Below are 15,459 nucleotides of genomic sequence, written 5' to 3'. Positions count from 1 at the left end.
CCGGGGCGTTCAGCGAAGCTTGGGGTCGAGGCTGTCGCGCAGCCGGTCGCCGACGATGTTGATCGAGACCAGCAGCAGGACCAGCGTCAGTGCCGGGAAGATGACGAGATGCCATTCGCCCGAGAAGAGGAAGCCGTATCCGGTGCGGATCAGAGTGCCGAGCGAGGGCTGCGTTGGCGGCAGGCCGAAGCTAAGGAAGGACAGCGTTGCCTCGGCCATGATCGCGAAGGCGATGTCGAGGGTCGCGAGCACGAAGACCGAGTTGAGCACATTGGGCAGGATCTGGCGCAGCATGATCGAGACATGGCCGCGCCCGCCCAGCCGGCAGGCGGCGACATAGTCCTTCTGGCGCTCTGTCAGCACGGCGCCGCGCACGAGGCGGGCGAAATGGGGCCAGTGCGAGATGCCGAGCGCGAGAACGACGATCGGCAGAGCCAGTGCCGCGCGCCTGTCACCCGGCAGCAGCGACTGGCTGACGCCGCCGATCAGCAGCGCCAGCAGCATGGCGGGAAAGGTGAACTGGATATCAGCGATGCGCATGACGATGCTGTCGACCCAGCCGCCGAAATAGCCGCTGACAAGGCCGGCCAGCGTGCCGACGCTAGCCGAGATGGTGACGGCGAGCAGGCCTACGAGCAGCGAGATCCGCACGCCGTAAAGGATCAGCGAGGCGAGATCGGCGCCCTGGCTGTCGGTGCCGAGCAGGAAGCGCGAGTCGCCTCCCGGCATGAAGGCCGGCGGCAGCTGGCTGTCGAGCAGGTCGAGCGCCGCGAGGTCGTAGGGGTTGCTCCGGGCAAGCCAGGGGGCGAACAATGAGGCGAGCACGATCAGAAGCAGTACCAGCGCCGCCAGCGTGGCGACCGGCGAGGCCATGAGCCGCGCAAGAAGCCCGGGGCCGCGCGGCGGGACGGATGCCGTGGGCACGGTGACGATCTCGCTCATCAGCCCGCCCGCTCCGCCACCGACTTGATCCTGAGCCGCGGGTCGGCGGCGGCATAGAGGAGGTCGACGACCAGGTTGATGCTGACGAAGAACAGGCCCGTCACGATCAGGAAGGCCGAGATCAGCGGCACGTCGGTCTGGGCCAGGGCCTGCAGGAATAGCAGCCCCATGCCGGGCCACTGGAAGACCTGCTCGATCACCACCGCGAAGGCGACGAGATAGCCGAGCTGGATGCCGCTGACCGTGATGATCGGGATCAGCGTGTTGCGCAGCGCATGCGAGAAATGCACGCTCCGCTCCGGCAGGCCGCGGGCGCGGGCGAAGCGGATATAATCGGTGCGCAACACGCCCATCATCTCGGCGCGGGTGAGCCTGGCAACGAGCGCTACCTGGCCGAGCGCAAGGCTGACCGCTGGCATGATCAGGGATTTCAGCCCCGACGCGGTCAGCAGCCCCGTGCTCCAGAAGCCGAGCTGCACGACGTCGCCGCGCCCGAAGGATGGCAGCCAGCCAAGCAGCAGCGAGAAGCAGACGATCAGCAGGATGCCGGTGATGAACGTCGGCACCGACACGCCGATGACCGATGAGGTCATGACGACGCGCACCAGCAGGTTCTGCGGATAGGCCGCCGCGAGCACGCCGAGCAGCACGCCAAGCGTGAGCGAGAGCAGCAGCGCCGTCAGCGCCAGCTCGACGGTCGCCGGGATGCGCTCGGCGAGCAGGTCGGCGATGGGACGCTGCGCGCCGTAGGAATTGCCGAAGCGGCCGCCGAGCAGGTCGCCGAGATAATAGACGTACCGCAGGACCAGCGGGTCATCGAGGCGCAACCGCTCGCGCAGCGCGGCGCGGTCGGATTCAGCCGACTCAAGCCCAAGGATGCTGGCGACGGGGTCGCCGACGACATTGCCGAGCAGGAAGGCGAGCACGCTGACCACGAACAGCACGAGCAGCCCGTGGCCCAGCCGGCTTAGCACGAAGGCGATCATCGCGAAAGCGCTCCGGTCGGGAGGGCCGCGGTCGAAGGCCTCTCGCGCGTCACGGCTTGACCACGACGTCCTTGAGCATCACGGCGGAATCGGCGCGGGGAGCCACGGCCACGCTCTTGCGCATGCCCCAGGTCAGCATCGCCTGGTGCAGATAGACCGCGTGGACCTGCTCCTTGCCGATGGTCAGGCCGCGCCGGTAAAGCTCGGTGCGCTTGGCCGGGTCGAAGGTCCGCACCAACTCGTCCGTGACGGTGTCGAACTCGGCATTGCTCCACAGCGCCCAGTTGGTGCCACCGGTACCCTTCTCCTTGTTGCGCGTCGCCATCAGCGACACGAAGGTGTCCTGGGTGTCGCCGGAATTGCCGGCGGCGCCGATGAGGTGAAAAGACGAGCTCGGGCCGTTGACCAGCATCCGGGCGAATTCCGGCCAAGGCATGCCTTTGACTCGGGCCTCGACGCCGATCCGGGCGAGCATGCTGGCGGTAGCGCGGCAGATTTCCTCGGTGTTGACATAGCGCGCCAGAGGGCAGTTGAGCTGGGTCACGAAGCCTTCGGGATAACCGGCCTCGGCGAGCAGCGCCTTGGCCTTGGCGGCGTCGGTCGGCCAGCGGATGTCGAGATCCTTCTGGTAGCCGCCGAAGCCCGCCGCCGAGGCGGTGCCGACCACCACCGCATGGCCGCGCATGATGCGGTCGACGATCAGCCTGGCATCAACCGCCTGGGCGAAGGCTTGGCGCACGCGCAAATCCTTGAACGGGTTGCTCTTCAGGGGCTGACCAGCCTTGTCGAAGGTGTCGAGGGCGACGTCGCGGGTGCCGTCCATTTCTAGCTGCATCACGAGCTGCTGCGGCGCCTCGGCGACCAGAAAGTCCGGCGTCGAGCGCACCCGCTCGACATCCTGCAGCGGGAGGTCGGTGATGAGGTCGAGTTCCTTGGAGAGCAGCGCCGAGACGCGCGTCGGCGCCGACGCGATCGGCGTGTAAATGGCGCGCTCAAGATTACCCGGGAAGCTCCCCCAGAATTTAGGGCTCTTCTCGAAAGTCGTGCGGGTGCCGGGCTCATGCGACACCAACCGCATCGGCCCCGTGCCATTGGCATGGCGCAACGTATGGGCCTCGGTGCCGACGGCGCCGAGATCCGGTACCTTCTCGACATTGTTCTCCCTGGCCCATTTGGCCGACATCACGAAGAGGCGCACCATTTTGCGCGGCAGGATCGGGTCCGGCTGCTGCGAGACAACCTCTACGCTGGTGTCGGAGACCACCTTCGCCTCCTTGATGCCGCCATAGAGCGCCCGGTAGAGCGGGGCCTCCTTCTGCCGCATGATCGAGAAGGCGACGTCCTGCGCCGTTAACAGCGCGCCGTCATGGAAGGTCACGCCCGGCCGGATGGTGAAACGCCAGATGGTCTCGCCCGCCGGCTCCCAGGCCATGGCGATGCCCGGCTCCGGTTCCATCGCGTTGGAAAGGCCGACGAGACTGTCATAGACCTGTCGGACTAGCGAGGCTGTAACGAAGTCGTTCGTCGCGTGCGGGTCCATCGTCAGCGGCGGCGTAGTGCCGCCATAGCGCAGCGTGTTCGCGGTCGCGGCGGCGACCGTCATCGCCAGCAAACAGCAGGCGGTCGCGATGCGGAGAAAGCGCTTCATGCCGAGGCCCCTCTTCTTGATTTTTCAAGATTGACTCCTTTTTTGCCCAGTTCGATCATCGGTGCAACGTTTGAAACATGAGCTATTGTGCGGGGCCGCAATGGGTTGCGAAACTGCCGGGAGTCGATGCCTGATGCGCCACTGCCGATCGATCGTGACAGCGATGGCACGGCGGTGAGCGAGATCGCGCAGGCGCCCGAGGCGTCCCCGGCATTCTCCGCCGATCCAATCCCCCTCGTCAGCGTCCGCGACCTCGTCGTCACCTTGAATTCGGCGGCTCCGGTCCAGCTCGTGCGCGGCGTCAGCTTCGACATGGAGCCTGGCGAGATTCTCGGGGTTGTGGGCGAATCCGGCGCCGGCAAGTCAATGATCGGCACAGCGCTGACCGGGCTCGTCGCCTCGCCGCTGGCGATCACCGGCGGCGAGATCCACTATCGCGGGCGGCGCATCGACGGGCTTCAGGGCGAGGCGATGCGCAAGCTGCGCGGTCGCGAGATCGGCGCGATCTTCCAAGATCCGCTGACAGCGCTGAACCCGGTCTTCACGATCGGCAGCCAGCTCGTCGAGACCATCGGCGAGCATCTCGGCCTGACAGGCCAGGCTGCCCGCGCAGAGGCCATCTCGCTGCTCGCGCAGGTTGGCATTCCGGACCCGCACGGGCGGCTCGACAGCTATCCGCACGAGTTCTCGGGCGGGATGCGCCAGCGCGTCGTCATCGCTCTGGCGCTGGCCGGCCGGCCGAACCTGATCATCGCCGACGAGCCGACGACCGCGCTCGACGTCTCGATCCAGGGCCAGGTCATTGAATTGCTGCGCGATCTCTGCGCCCGGCGCGGCACGGCGGTCATGCTGATCACCCACGATATGGGCGTGATCGCGGCCCTGGCGGACCGGGTTGCGGTACTCTATGCCGGGCGCATCGTCGAGATCGGGCCGGTCGCAGAGGTGATCGACCGCCCGCGCCACCCATACACCCAGGGCCTGATGGATTCTATTCCCGAACTCGGGCGGCGGCTGCCGCGGCTGCGCCAGATCATCGGCGCCATGCCGCGCCCGGACGCGCTGCCGCCAGGCTGCGCCTTCGCGCCGCGCTGCCCGACGGTGATCGAGGCGTGCAACCAGGCGGTTCCGGCCTTCGACGCGGACGGGCCGCATCGAGCCGCCTGCATCCGCACGGATGCGCGGGTGCTGGCGGCATGACGGCCTCCCAGCTGATGGTCGCGGAGCGGCTGTCGCGCCATTTCGACGTCTCGCCTTCGTGGCTGACGCGCAAGCTCGCCGGCACGCCGCGCCGCATCTTGAAGGCGGTGGACGATGTCTCCTTCGCGATACCGAAGGGCGCAACGCTGGCGCTGGTCGGCGAATCCGGCTGCGGCAAGTCGACCGCGGCGCGCTGCATCGCCGGGTTGCTGGCGCCGAGTTCGGGCGCAGCGCGCTATCGCGACACCGACATGCGTGAGGTCGCCAAAGGCCGCGCGGGCTTGCGCCGCGAGGTGCAGATGATCTTCCAGGACCCGTACGGCAGCCTTAATCCGCGGCTCCGGGTCGGCCGGACCATCGCCGATCCGCTGGTCGCGCTCGGGATCGCTGGCTCGCGGGCGGAACGGCGCGAGCGCGTTGGCCAGCTGCTGCGCGAGGTCGGGCTCTCGCCGGCCGATGCGGAGAAGTTCCCGCACGAATTCTCGGGCGGCCAGCGCCAGCGCATCGCCATCGCCCGCGCCCTGGCGAGCAAGCCCGCCTTCGTGATCTGCGACGAGCCGACCTCGGCGCTCGACGTCTCGATCCAGGCGCAGATCCTCAACCTGATGCGCGACCTGCAGGACGAGCATGGGCTGACCTATCTCTTCATCAGCCACAACCTGGCGGTGGTCGACCACATGGCCGACCGGGTGGCGGTGATGTATCTCGGCCGGATCGTCGAGAACACCACGCGCGAGCAGCTCTTTTCGGCGCCTGCCCATCCCTATACGCGCCAGCTGATCGCCGCCTCGCCTTCGGCCGGCGCCATTGGCAAGCGACACGAGCCCATGCGGGGCGAGGTGCCGAACCCGGCCAACCCGCCGGCGGGCTGCAGCTTCCATCCGCGCTGCCCGGCGGCGACCAACATCTGCCGCAGCGAGCGACCGGAACTGCGCTCGCTCGGCGACGCCCGCGAGGCCGCATGCCATCATGCCGAGGCGCTGGCATGAGCGGACGCGGCAGGCAGAAGCGGGCCGCCGGCCCGGCGTGAGACACGGTAGATCGTCAGGCCCCGCCGATCTTCCAGCATCATCAGGGGCGCGAGCATCAGAGACCGTTCATGCCGACCGTACCGGACCGCATTCTCCTCGCCCCCGATCTCGAGATCTCGAGGATCGTGATGGGCCTCTGGCAGGTGGCCGACATCGAGCGCGAAAGCGGGCCGATCGATCCGGATCGCGGCGCCGAGGCGCTGGCCGCCTATGCCGCCGCCGGCTTCGACACCTTCGACATGGCCGATCATTACGGCACCGCCGAGATCCTCACCGGCCGACTCTACGAGCGGGTCGCGGACGGCTCCCTACCGGGACCGCGGCCGCGCGCCTTCACCAAATGGTGCCCAGCGCCTGGTCCGATGACGGCCGAGATCGTGCGCGAGGGCATCCGAAACTCACGCGAACGCATGCGGACCGACCGCATCGACCTAATGCAGTTCCACTGGTGGATGTACGAGCATCCCGGCTATCTCGACGCGCTGATCGAGATGGCGCAGCTGCGCGAGGAAGGGCTGTTCTGGCATATCGGGCTGACGAACTTCAACGCCGACCATCTGCGCCTGCTGCTCAGCCACGGCCTGCCGATCGTCTCGAACCAGGTCTCGTTCTCGCTCCTCGATCGGCGCGCCGCCGGCAATCTCGCTGCGGTCTGCGAGCGCTACGGGGTGAAGCTGCTAGCCTATGGCACGCTCGGCGGCGGCTTCCTGACCGAGCGCTGGCTTGACAAGCCCGAGCCCACCTCCGCCGACATCGCCGACTGGTCCAAGTCCAAATACAAGCGCTTCGTCGATGAGATCGGCGGCTGGCCGGCGCTGCAGGCGATCCTTGGCGCCGCGGGCGCGATCGCGCGCAAGCACGGCGTCTCGATCGCCAATGTCGCGACCCGCTGGGTGCTGGAGCAGCCGACCGTGGCGGCGGTGATCGTCGGTGCGCGGCTGGGCGAGCGCGAGCATCGCGCCGACAATCTCAAGCTCTTCGACTTCGCGCTGGACGAGGAGGATCACGAGCGGCTGAACACCGCCTTTGCCACGACCAGCCATCCGCCCGGCGATTGCGGCGACGAATACCGAAAGCCGCCCTTCCTGACCGCGTCGGGCGATCTCAGCCATCATCTCGACGGGTTTCCGAAGATCTACGCCGCCGCGCCGGTTCCCGGCCGCCCGGATGCCGGGCGCGTCGACACCGGCAGCATCTGGGAGCCTCTCGCGGGATACAGTCGCGCCATGCGCGTCGGCAACCAGATCACGGTTAGCGGCACCACGGCGACCCATGGCAGCGGCATGGTCGTCGCGCCGGGCGATGCCGCCGCGCAGACGGCCTATATCCTCGATAAGATCGCCGCCAGCATCCAGGCGCTCGGCGGCCGCCTCGAGGACGTGGTCCGTACGAGGATCTACCTCACCAATGCCGATGAATGGGAAGACGTCTCGCGCGTCCATGGTCGCTATTTCGGCGAAATCCGCCCAGCCAACACCATGCTTGAAGTATCGCGACTGATTGGCGACGGCTATCGCGTTGAGATCGAAGCCGATGCCGCGCTGCCTGACAGGAGGTGACACGCTGAACATCTGTCACTAGTCGGTATAGGCCAAGCGACGTTTCGGCTAATTCCGAAATGCATCGCCCGAAACCGGAAGCTCTCAATGATCGCAATGGGCCAACTCCGGAAGCTCCACGTCGCTGGATCGAGGTGTGCATCGATCGCTCGCTGGCAGCTTCTCAGCCCCCTCTACAATCGACTGGACTTCACGGGCACGGCACGCATTGGTGTCGCTGGCGGCGCGGAGATCACGCGCTGGTCTTCTGAGGTAACCCTGCCGGCTTAGCGCCGAGGCGGGGTCGCGGTGGTTACGGGGATGACCCTGTCGCGACCGCCAGGAGACCGCCATGTTTCGCCGAACCCGAAAGACCATTAGCGCACCACCCGTAGCCCAGACGATCGCTCCTGAGCCGGTCGCCGTTGAACAGACGGACGAGGCTGCGGGTACGCCTGCCGACGTCGCCTCTGCCGAGGTGGCCCGCCTGCCCGCACCGCCCCGGCGCTATAGCAAGCTCGGCATCGTGCTGGGCCTGCTTCAGGCTGATGGGGGCGTGACCTTGGCCAAGCTGGTCGCAGTGACAGACTGGCAGCCCCACACGACGCGGGCGGCCCTGACGGGCCTGCGCAAGCGCGGATATCCGATCGCCATGGAGAAGGTCGTCGATGCCGATGGCGCCAAACGGTCCATCTACAAGATCACGACGAGCAGGTACGATGAGCACGGTGTCGCGCAAGCGTGGTCCCAAGCCCGTCGTCCGGAACCTGGTCGACGAGGTGGCTGGCCTGATGACGCTCAGCTTCGATGAGCTGCGGGCACGCTTTCGCCGGCTTTATCGGAGAGCGGCTCCCGCCTGCCTGTCACGCGATCTGATCGGACGGCTGGTCGCCCACCGCCTGCAGGAGCAGCAGTTCGGCAAGCTCGATGACGAATTGGCACGTCACTTGGCCAGGCTTGCACGGGGCCACGTGACCCGGCGGCGCATCAAGACCGGATCGGTGCTGGTGCGCGAGCACGACGGCGTCAGCCATGAGGTCGTGATCGTGCCTGGTGGTTTCCTCCGCATGACTGGGCGACCCACCGCATCCTCGTGCACTGACAGCCAGTCGCAACATCCGATCAGCCCGCCGCTCGCCGGCGGGCTTTTTTTGTCTCCCGCGACGAAGTCGAACCGGTCTGGTGGATAGCTGCTGCGAACCGGTCTGCGCCCAATCCCAGCGGACTTTCAAAAGAGGGGGGCCCAGACCGGGCCGGGAGAATCGGCCAGATTTGGCGGATCCGCCAGCCTGATCGGCGCGCAGACCGACCCCGCCCGCTGACCCACGACACCGTCGCAGGAATTGCTCAGGCGTCCAAATCTCTGGTTCAGGCATGATGCGTGGCTGACGACGCAGTCACCGGGCAACCGGTCTGGGCCAATTCGCCATGGCGGCTGGCGTCCAGCTTCACTGCTCTGAGGGAAGTCTGCAGGGAAAACGTGGTTGGAAGCAGGACCTGCTGACCTGACTCGCCCGAAACAAGGAAAGTACTCTCCTTTTGTCATTTATTATCAGGTACTTGCGCGTCTCTCACGCATTCCCTATCTGTCATCCCGTCTAACGGCAGATTCCTTCGGGAGCATTCGAAAGACAGCCCTCGGCCCAATCGGGCCGAACCACCGCGTATCGCGGTGAACGTCGCCGGGATTTCCTCGGTGCGTGGGCTGACCCTTGCTCTGAAGGACCAGCGTTATGAGTGACAACCCCCGTCGTAAACCCCGCATCTCGACGAAGAAAGCCCGCTGCGCGTCTGCGCCGCGTCAGGACTCGATGAAGGCCGCCGAGGCGGCTAAGACGGTCGAGGCGATCTTCCACGATATGAACCTCGCGATCGAGCACGTCCCGATCGGGAGCCTCAAACTCTACAAGCGCGCCTTGCGTGACCACTCGCCCGCCTACATCGACGAGCTGAAGAGCTCGATGAAGACGCTCGGCGTGGTTCAGCCGCTCGTGATCGATGCCGACGGCGAGATCATCGGCGGCAGCGGGCTGTACAAGGCGGCTCGCGCGCTGAACTACAAGACGTTGCCGGTGGTGCGGATCAGCCACCTCGATGACGCGCAGAAGCGCCTCTTGCGCATCGCGCTGGGCCGGCTGGCTGAGAAATCGAAGTGGGACAAGAAGCAGCTCGGTCTGGAGTTCGGCGAACTGATCGAGATCCAGCACACCTTGGAGCTGGATCTGGATCTCGTTGTCACCGGCTTTGGCATGCCCGAGATCGATCAGCTGGTCCAGGTCGCTTTGGTGGGTGGCGAAGACGCGGCGGATGAGGCCATGCCGGCTGAGGTGCCCAAGAACCCGGTCAGCCAGCTCGGCGATATCTGGCTGCTCGATGAGCACCGTTTGATCTGCGGCGATGCGCGTGACCCGGCGGTCTATGAGGCGCTGCTCGGTGACAAGCGCGCCGCGATGGCCATCCAGGACGCCCCCTACGACGTCGCGATCTCGGGGAACGTCGCCAAGTCCGGCAAGCACCGCGAGTTCGTGATGGGCTCGGGCGAACTCGGGGCAAACTTCCTGCCGTTCCTGATCGCCTTCCTGACCGCGAGCACGGCCTTCCTGGTGCCGGGCGGGTATCAGTACTGCTTCATGGACTGGCGCCACATGGCCGAGATGCTCGCAGCCGGGGAGGGGGCTGGCCTAGAGTTGAAGAACCTTTGCGTCTGGAACAAGGGGGCGGGCGCGATGGGCTCGTTCTACCGCTCGCAGCACGAACTCGTCTTCGTGTTCAAGGACCCGCGGCAGTCGGGCGTCAACAATGTCCAGCTCGGTCGCTTCGGTCGGAACCGCACGAATGTCTGGGACTATCCGGGAGCGCCGAGCCTGCGCAAGGAGCTCAAACTCCATCCGACGCCCAAGAACGTCGCGATGATCGCGGACGCGGTTCGCGACGTCACCCACCGCAACGACATCGTTCTCGACAGCTTCTCGGGCTCGGGCACGACGATCATCGCCTGCGCCAAGATCGGACGGTGGGCGCACGTCATCGAGCTCGATCGGGGCTATGTCGATGTCGCTGTGCGCCGCTGGGAGGTTTGGTCGGGCGGCTGCGCCCGCCACGCCACCACCGGCTTGAGCTTCGCCGAGATGGCCGATCTCAGGCGCCGGCAGGTCGCGCCCCCGACGAGGACGGACGCCCCGCCCGCCTTCACGGTGCGCCACCGCTCGCGGCAGGTTGCGTGAGGTGACATGCCATGACCCGCACGATCCCCAAGGCCCCCAAGACCTCCAAAATCCTGAAAATCCCGAAGATCTCCAAGATCCTGAAGACGACTGCCGCGACCGACTATGAGGTCGGTCGCGGCAAGCCGCCCAAGGCCTCCCGGTTCACGAAGGGGCAGTCCGGCAATCCCGGTGGCCGCAAGAAGGGCAGCCTCAATCTCAAGACCATGTTTTGCGAGGCACTCGAGGCCTCCATGGAAATCACTCAGCACGGCAGAAAGCGGACAGCGCCGACGTTAGAGGCTCTCATGCACTGCTACATCCAGGAGGGTTTGCGGGGAGACTGGCGCGCTATCGAGCGTCTGTTTGAGCGCTACAAGGGATACGTTGACGCCGACGTCGAGCAGGTCGAGGAACTGCCGGAGAACGACCTGGTCCTGCTGGAGCATGGTTTTGCGCGGATGGGCCAGTCTCGTGATCACGCCCAGCAGGATGAAGGGCACGATCATGACTGATCGCGCCACTCAGTTGCGGGCGTTCCTGCGTCAGGACCTGACCATCTTCAGCCGGAAGGTGATTGAGACGCTCGAACCGGGCACACCCTACCTGCACAACTGGCACATCGAGCACCTGTGCTGGCAGCTGATGCGGGTCGCGCGTGGCGACCTGCACCGTCTGATCATCAATGTCCCGCCGCGGTCGATGAAGTCGATCACCGTGTCGGTCGGCTTCCCGGCCTGGCTGATGGGTCAGGATCCCACCAAACGCATCATCTGCGTGTCCTACGCCGAGGACCTCGCGCGCAAACTCTCGATCGACACGCGCACGGTGCTTTGCAGCCCCTGGTACAAGAAGACGTATCCGAAAATGCGGCTGGCTGCGAAGCGCCCGCCCAACTTGGAACTGATCACGACACAGCAGGGCTATCGCCTCGCTTCTGGTATCAACGGCTCGATCCTGGGTCGTGGGGCGGACATCATGATCATCGATGACCCGATCAAGGCGACCGATGCGATGTCGGAAAAGGAGCGGCGGCGGGTCAACGAGGCCTTCGACAACACGCTCCAGACCCGGCTCAACGACAAGCGCACCGGTGCGATCGTCATCATCATGCAGCGTCTGCATGAAGACGACCTCACGGGCCATGTCGTTGGCCGGGACGACTGGGAGGTTGTCTCGATCCCCGCGATCGCGACGGAAGCCAAGACCTACCAGCTCAGCGACGGGTCGGGGCACGTCTATGCCAGGCCCGCCGGCGAGGTCCTCCACGCGGCGCGCGAACCTTCGACCGTGCTGGAGCAGATGCGGCGGTCGCAGGGGTCACTCACCTTCTCAGCGCAGTATCAGCAGGCCCCGATCCCGCCCGAAGGAAACATCGTCAAGCGGCAGTGGCTGCGCACCTACACCCAACCACCCAAATCCTTCGACTTCACCGTGGCCAGCTGGGATACCGCCTCGACGCTGTCGGACACGGCGGACTACTCCGTCGGCACCGTCTGGGGTGCAAAGGGGCTCGACTTCTACCTGCTCGATCTCGTGCGCGAGCGTCTCGAAGTGCCCGACCTCAAGCGAGAAATCGTTCGCCTGTCGAAAGCCTGGAAAGCCGATCAGACCGTGATAGAAGACACCGATATCGGCCGCGCAATCTCGCAGGATCTGCGGCGGTTGCGAGAATGCCGTCCCATCCTGATCAAGCCGAGGTACGACAAGCAGACACGCTTCATCATGCAGTCGGCCCGTTTTGAATCCGGCCAGGTTCACGTGCCCGAAGAGGCGCCTTGGCTCGCCGCCTGGCTCAACGAACTGCTCGCGTTCCCCAATGGACGCCACGACGACCAGGTCGACTCCACCAGTCAGGCACTTAGCTATCTCGCTGGGCGCATGCACCCGCTGCACGCTGCCGAGGTGCCGCGACAGCGGCCCCAGAGCGTGCCCAGGCCCGCTGGATATACGCGGGTGGCGCGCACGCCATGATTGGACAGGCTGCAAGTAACCCGTAGGCCCATTCGACGACATCCGTGCCGCGTCGCCTCAGGAATGCTCCCGACAGCAAGGCGCTTGTTTATGGGATCGATTAGCCGGCAGCGGATGAGCGAAGATCACCAAGCGGATTTCGCCGGGTGGAGCCTTATGTCGCGTCCCGCTTCCTTCAGCCCTCGGCGTCCATTGCGTGCAGTTTCTCGACGCGGCGGCGCATATCGACATCCGTCGAGAATTCGGCCGCTAGGAACGAGGCGATCAGGTCGCTCGCCAGCCACGGGCCGATGATCTGCGCGCCGACGCACATGACGTTCACGTCGTCATGCTCCACGCTCTGATGGGCCGAATGGACGTCGTGGCAGACGGCGGCGCGGATGCCCTTCATCTTGTTGGCAGCGATCGAGGCGCCGACGCCGGTGCCGCAGACCATGATGCCGCGCTCGACCTCGCCCGAGGTCACCTTGCGCGCGACCTCGCGCGCAATGTCGGGGAAGTCGACCGGCTTGTCGTCAAAGGAGCCGATATCGACGACCTGGTGCCCGAGCGTCTTGATATGCTCGATGACATGTTTCTTTAGGGACCAGCCGGCGTGGTCCGAACCGATGACAAGGCGCATTGCACTATCCTTTTTTCCGGGGAGGGTGCCGGCGGGCATGAGGACGCGCCGCCGGCAGGTCGTGGGGTCAGCTCCGCATGTTCTCCGGCAGCTCGGTGCCGTGGAATTTCTTGTAGATCGCGTTGAGCTTGCCGTTCTTGAGGTTCTCCTGAACCCAGGCGTCGAGCTTCTCGAGCAGTTTCGGCTCGCCCTTCTTGATGCCGATGGCGAGATCGAAATTGGTGATCGGGACCTTCGGCTCGAAGACGCGGGCGGGGGCCTTAACGCCGATCTGGCTGACGATCGTCGCCGATGTCGCGACGCAATCAGCCTGGCCAGAGATCGCCGCCGTGACCATCGTCGCGTCGTCGTCGTAGCGGGAGAGCTTGAGGTCGCGCTCCTTCATGTTGGTGAGCGTCGTGTCCTGGGTGGTGCCGCGGGAGACGCCGATCGTCTTGCCCTTGAGATCCTCCCAGCTCTTGACCTGTTCCGATTTCAGGCAGCCGACGACGGATTGCAGCGCGGCATATGGCTTCGAAAAATCGACCACCTTGGCGCGCTCGGGCGTCACCGACAGCGTCGAGATGATGATGTCGGCCTTGTTGGTCTGCACGTTGGGGATGCGGGTCGCGCCGGTTGTCTGCACGAATTCGAGCTGGAGGCCCCAATCCTTGGCGAGCAGTTCGGCCGTCTCGACATCCGAGCCGGTTGGCTTCATCGCGCCATCGATCATGCCCGAGGGCGGGATCGCGAGATCGGTCGCGATTCGGATCTTCTTGGCCTTCATGATGTCGTCGAGCAGGTCGGCCCTGGCTGCCTGACAGGACAGCATGGCCAGACCTGCTGCGACCAGCGTGGTGGTGAGCGTATTGCGTGTCATCCTTGGATCTCCCGTGTTTTTGTTGGTCTAGAAGCCCGTTCCGACGAACTGGGCGAGTTCCGGCGTCGCCGGTGCGGCAAGGATCGAGGCTGTTCCCGTCTCGTGAACCCGGCCGGCATGCATGAACACCACCTTGTCGGCGATGCCTTTGGCAAATCCCATCTCGTGCGTGACCATCACCATGGTCATGCCGTCCGCAGCGAGGGCCTCGATGACCCGGAGCACTTCACCGGTCAGTTCCGGATCGAGCGCCGAGGTCACCTCGTCGAACAGCATCACCTTGGGCTGCATGGCCAGCGAACGGGCGATCGCCGCTCGCTGCTGCTGGCCGCCGGAAAGCTGCTCGGGATAGGAATGAAGCTTCTCCGCGAGCCCGACCTGCGCCAGGACCGCCGCGGCGCGTTCGCGGGCCTCGGCCTTCGCTATCCGCTTCACCGAGACCGGTGCCAGCGTGATGTTCTGCTCAATGGTGAGATGGGGGAACAGATTGTAGCTCTGGAAGACGATGCCGACGTCCTGCCGCAGCGCGCGCAGATCGACATCGGGCGCATCGACCCGGTGCCCGCAGACCTCGATCTCGCCGCGGTCGATCGTCTCGAACCGGTCGATGCAGCGCAGAGCGGTGCTCTTGCCCGAGCCGGAGCGACCGATCAGGACAAGCACGTCGCCGCGCTCGACCGAAAATTCGACGCCGTTCAGCACTTTCAGGGAGCCGAAGCTCTTGTGAACGTCCTTCAGGGAGACCACTGGGCGATCCTGCGTCATGGCGTCATCTGCCTCGTCAAGCCGGTATGAGTTTCGTGCGACCATCGCCCATACGGCGCTCGAGGCGACGGCTGAGGAGCGAGATCGGGAAACAGAGGGCGAAATAGATTACCGCGATGATCGCGTAGATCAGGAAGGGCTCGAACAGCGAGTTGTTGATGATCTGGCCGGAACGGGCGAGTTCGACGAAGCCCACCACCGAGGCCAGCGAGGTGTTCTTGATGATCTGCACCATGAAGCCGACGGTCGGCGGCGTCGCGATGCGCATGGCCTGCGGCAGGATGACCTTGAGCATCCTCTGGGTCCGGCTGAGGCCCAGGCCCTCCGCCGCCTCCCATTGCGGTTTGGGGACGGACTGGATGCAGCCGCGCCAGATCTCGCCGAAATAGGCGCCGACATAGATCGTCAGCGAGGCGCCTGCCGCCATCAGGGCCGAGATCGAGAAGCCCAGCGCGGCAAGGCCGAAATAGCCGAGGAACATGATCACCAGGAGCGGCATGCCCTGGATGAGTTGGACATAGGCCCCGCTGGCGAGCCGGATCGCGCGGCTCGGCGAGACGCGAGCGAGCGCGATCAGGAAGCCCAGCAGCCCGCCGCCGATCAGCGCCATGGCGGACAGCCCGATCGTCCACAGCGCGCCATGGCCGAGAAACAGCAGGTGATTGGCATTGAGAGATCCACCCATCGCCGC

At 65.6% G+C, this 15,459-nt stretch carries 15 protein-coding genes; 8 read left to right on the top strand and 7 right to left on the bottom strand.

Annotated elements, in window-relative coordinates:
- Positions 1-9: 9 nt before the first annotated feature.
- From AXW83_RS13100 to AXW83_RS13090, 3 genes are read right to left on the bottom strand one after another with little or no spacing between them, the layout of a single operon-like run.
- On the bottom strand, positions 10-942 hold the full coding sequence (locus AXW83_RS13100) for an ABC transporter permease (protein ID WP_082767109.1): 933 nt from the start codon (positions 940-942) through the stop codon (positions 10-12).
- Positions 942-1,928 carry an ABC transporter permease gene (locus AXW83_RS13095; protein ID WP_066614147.1) on the bottom strand — a complete coding sequence of 329 codons (987 nt, stop codon included), beginning with the start codon at positions 1,926-1,928 and terminating at the stop codon, positions 942-944. Before AXW83_RS13095 ends, AXW83_RS13100 begins: the two co-directional genes overlap by 1 nt.
- Positions 1,929-1,977: 49 nt before the next feature.
- Entirely contained in the window at positions 1,978-3,576 is a 1,599-nt protein-coding gene (locus tag AXW83_RS13090; protein WP_066614145.1) for an ABC transporter substrate-binding protein, read from the bottom strand.
- 126 nt (positions 3,577-3,702) lie between these two features.
- On the opposite strand from AXW83_RS13090, the gene AXW83_RS13085 reads away from it, so the two are divergent.
- The 8 genes from AXW83_RS13085 to terL all read left to right on the top strand — a co-directional run bounded on the left by AXW83_RS13085 (position 3,703) and on the right by terL (position 12,522).
- A complete protein-coding gene (locus tag AXW83_RS13085; protein WP_082767108.1) occupies positions 3,703-4,776 on the top strand; it encodes an ABC transporter ATP-binding protein in 1,074 nt (357 codons plus the stop codon).
- Positions 4,773-5,765, top strand: coding sequence for an ABC transporter ATP-binding protein (locus tag AXW83_RS13080; RefSeq protein ID WP_066614143.1), 993 nt, complete (start codon positions 4,773-4,775; stop codon positions 5,763-5,765). Before AXW83_RS13085 ends, AXW83_RS13080 begins: the two co-directional genes overlap by 4 nt.
- Before the next feature lie 110 nt (positions 5,766-5,875).
- A complete protein-coding gene (locus AXW83_RS13075; RefSeq protein WP_066614140.1) occupies positions 5,876-7,366 on the top strand; it encodes an aldo/keto reductase in 1,491 nt (496 codons plus the stop codon).
- A 331-nt stretch (positions 7,367-7,697) separates the two neighbouring features.
- On the top strand, positions 7,698-8,156 hold the full coding sequence (locus AXW83_RS13065; RefSeq protein WP_066614136.1) for a DUF3489 domain-containing protein: 459 nt from the start codon (positions 7,698-7,700) through the stop codon (positions 8,154-8,156).
- Positions 8,065-8,535 (top strand): DUF2924 domain-containing protein, encoded by a 471-nt coding sequence (locus AXW83_RS26550; RefSeq protein ID WP_168166094.1) that lies wholly within the window; start codon positions 8,065-8,067, stop codon positions 8,533-8,535. The genes AXW83_RS13065 and AXW83_RS26550 overlap by 92 nt, the downstream gene beginning before the upstream one ends.
- 543 nt (positions 8,536-9,078) lie before the next feature.
- Positions 9,079-10,569: a site-specific DNA-methyltransferase gene (locus AXW83_RS13060; protein WP_082767106.1), complete on the top strand. Its 1,491-nt coding sequence runs from the start codon at positions 9,079-9,081 to the stop codon at positions 10,567-10,569.
- An 11-nt stretch (positions 10,570-10,580) separates the two neighbouring features.
- Entirely contained in the window at positions 10,581-11,063 is a 483-nt protein-coding gene (locus tag AXW83_RS13055; RefSeq protein WP_066614132.1) for a DUF5681 domain-containing protein, read from the top strand.
- Positions 11,023-12,522: a phage terminase large subunit gene (terL, locus tag AXW83_RS13050; RefSeq protein WP_168166093.1), complete on the top strand. Its 1,500-nt coding sequence runs from the start codon at positions 11,023-11,025 to the stop codon at positions 12,520-12,522. The genes AXW83_RS13055 and terL overlap by 41 nt, the downstream gene beginning before the upstream one ends.
- Positions 12,523-12,697: 175 nt before the next feature.
- On the opposite strand, the gene rpiB is transcribed toward terL, so the two are convergent.
- From rpiB to AXW83_RS13030, 4 genes are all read right to left on the bottom strand, one after another.
- A complete protein-coding gene (rpiB, locus tag AXW83_RS13045) occupies positions 12,698-13,144 on the bottom strand; it encodes a ribose 5-phosphate isomerase B (RefSeq protein WP_066614128.1) in 447 nt (148 codons plus the stop codon).
- Between the two features lie 67 nt (positions 13,145-13,211).
- Positions 13,212-14,003, bottom strand: coding sequence for a transporter substrate-binding domain-containing protein (locus AXW83_RS13040; protein WP_066614126.1), 792 nt, complete (start codon positions 14,001-14,003; stop codon positions 13,212-13,214).
- Between the two features lie 27 nt (positions 14,004-14,030).
- Positions 14,031-14,768 (bottom strand): amino acid ABC transporter ATP-binding protein, encoded by a 738-nt coding sequence (locus AXW83_RS13035; protein WP_066614124.1) that lies wholly within the window; start codon positions 14,766-14,768, stop codon positions 14,031-14,033.
- 16 nt (positions 14,769-14,784) lie between these two features.
- Positions 14,785-15,453 (bottom strand): amino acid ABC transporter permease, encoded by a 669-nt coding sequence (locus tag AXW83_RS13030; protein WP_066614122.1) that lies wholly within the window; start codon positions 15,451-15,453, stop codon positions 14,785-14,787.
- Between the last annotated feature and the right edge of the window lie 6 nt (positions 15,454-15,459).

Source organism: Bosea sp. PAMC 26642, from assembly GCF_001562255.1.
Lineage (GTDB): Bacteria > Pseudomonadota > Alphaproteobacteria > Rhizobiales > Beijerinckiaceae > Allobosea.
This window is presented reverse-complemented; position numbering and strand designations above follow the sequence as displayed.

What these genes read in the sequence shown, in the direction of transcription:
- AXW83_RS13060 (WP_082767106.1), top strand. Translation starts at nt 9,079, where the DNA reads ATGAGTGACAACCCCCGTCGTAAACCCCGCATCTCGACGAAGAAAGCC.
- AXW83_RS13100 (WP_082767109.1), bottom strand. Translation starts at nt 942, where the DNA reads ATGAGCGAGATCGTCACCGTGCCCACGGCATCCGTCCCGCCGCGCGGC.
- AXW83_RS26550 (WP_168166094.1), top strand. Translation starts at nt 8,065, where the DNA reads ATGAGCACGGTGTCGCGCAAGCGTGGTCCCAAGCCCGTCGTCCGGAAC.
- AXW83_RS13040 (WP_066614126.1), bottom strand. Translation starts at nt 14,003, where the DNA reads ATGACACGCAATACGCTCACCACCACGCTGGTCGCAGCAGGTCTGGCC.
- AXW83_RS13055 (WP_066614132.1), top strand. Translation starts at nt 10,581, where the DNA reads ATGACCCGCACGATCCCCAAGGCCCCCAAGACCTCCAAAATCCTGAAA.
- AXW83_RS13090 (WP_066614145.1), bottom strand. Translation starts at nt 3,576, where the DNA reads ATGAAGCGCTTTCTCCGCATCGCGACCGCCTGCTGTTTGCTGGCGATG.
- rpiB (WP_066614128.1), bottom strand. Translation starts at nt 13,144, where the DNA reads ATGCGCCTTGTCATCGGTTCGGACCACGCCGGCTGGTCCCTAAAGAAA.
- AXW83_RS13095 (WP_066614147.1), bottom strand. Translation starts at nt 1,928, where the DNA reads ATGATCGCCTTCGTGCTAAGCCGGCTGGGCCACGGGCTGCTCGTGCTG.
- AXW83_RS13080 (WP_066614143.1), top strand. Translation starts at nt 4,773, where the DNA reads ATGACGGCCTCCCAGCTGATGGTCGCGGAGCGGCTGTCGCGCCATTTC.
- AXW83_RS13030 (WP_066614122.1), bottom strand. Translation starts at nt 15,453, where the DNA reads ATGGGTGGATCTCTCAATGCCAATCACCTGCTGTTTCTCGGCCATGGC.
- AXW83_RS13085 (WP_082767108.1), top strand. Translation starts at nt 3,703, where the DNA reads ATGCCTGATGCGCCACTGCCGATCGATCGTGACAGCGATGGCACGGCG.
- AXW83_RS13065 (WP_066614136.1), top strand. Translation starts at nt 7,698, where the DNA reads ATGTTTCGCCGAACCCGAAAGACCATTAGCGCACCACCCGTAGCCCAG.
- AXW83_RS13035 (WP_066614124.1), bottom strand. Translation starts at nt 14,768, where the DNA reads ATGACGCAGGATCGCCCAGTGGTCTCCCTGAAGGACGTTCACAAGAGC.
- AXW83_RS13075 (WP_066614140.1), top strand. Translation starts at nt 5,876, where the DNA reads ATGCCGACCGTACCGGACCGCATTCTCCTCGCCCCCGATCTCGAGATC.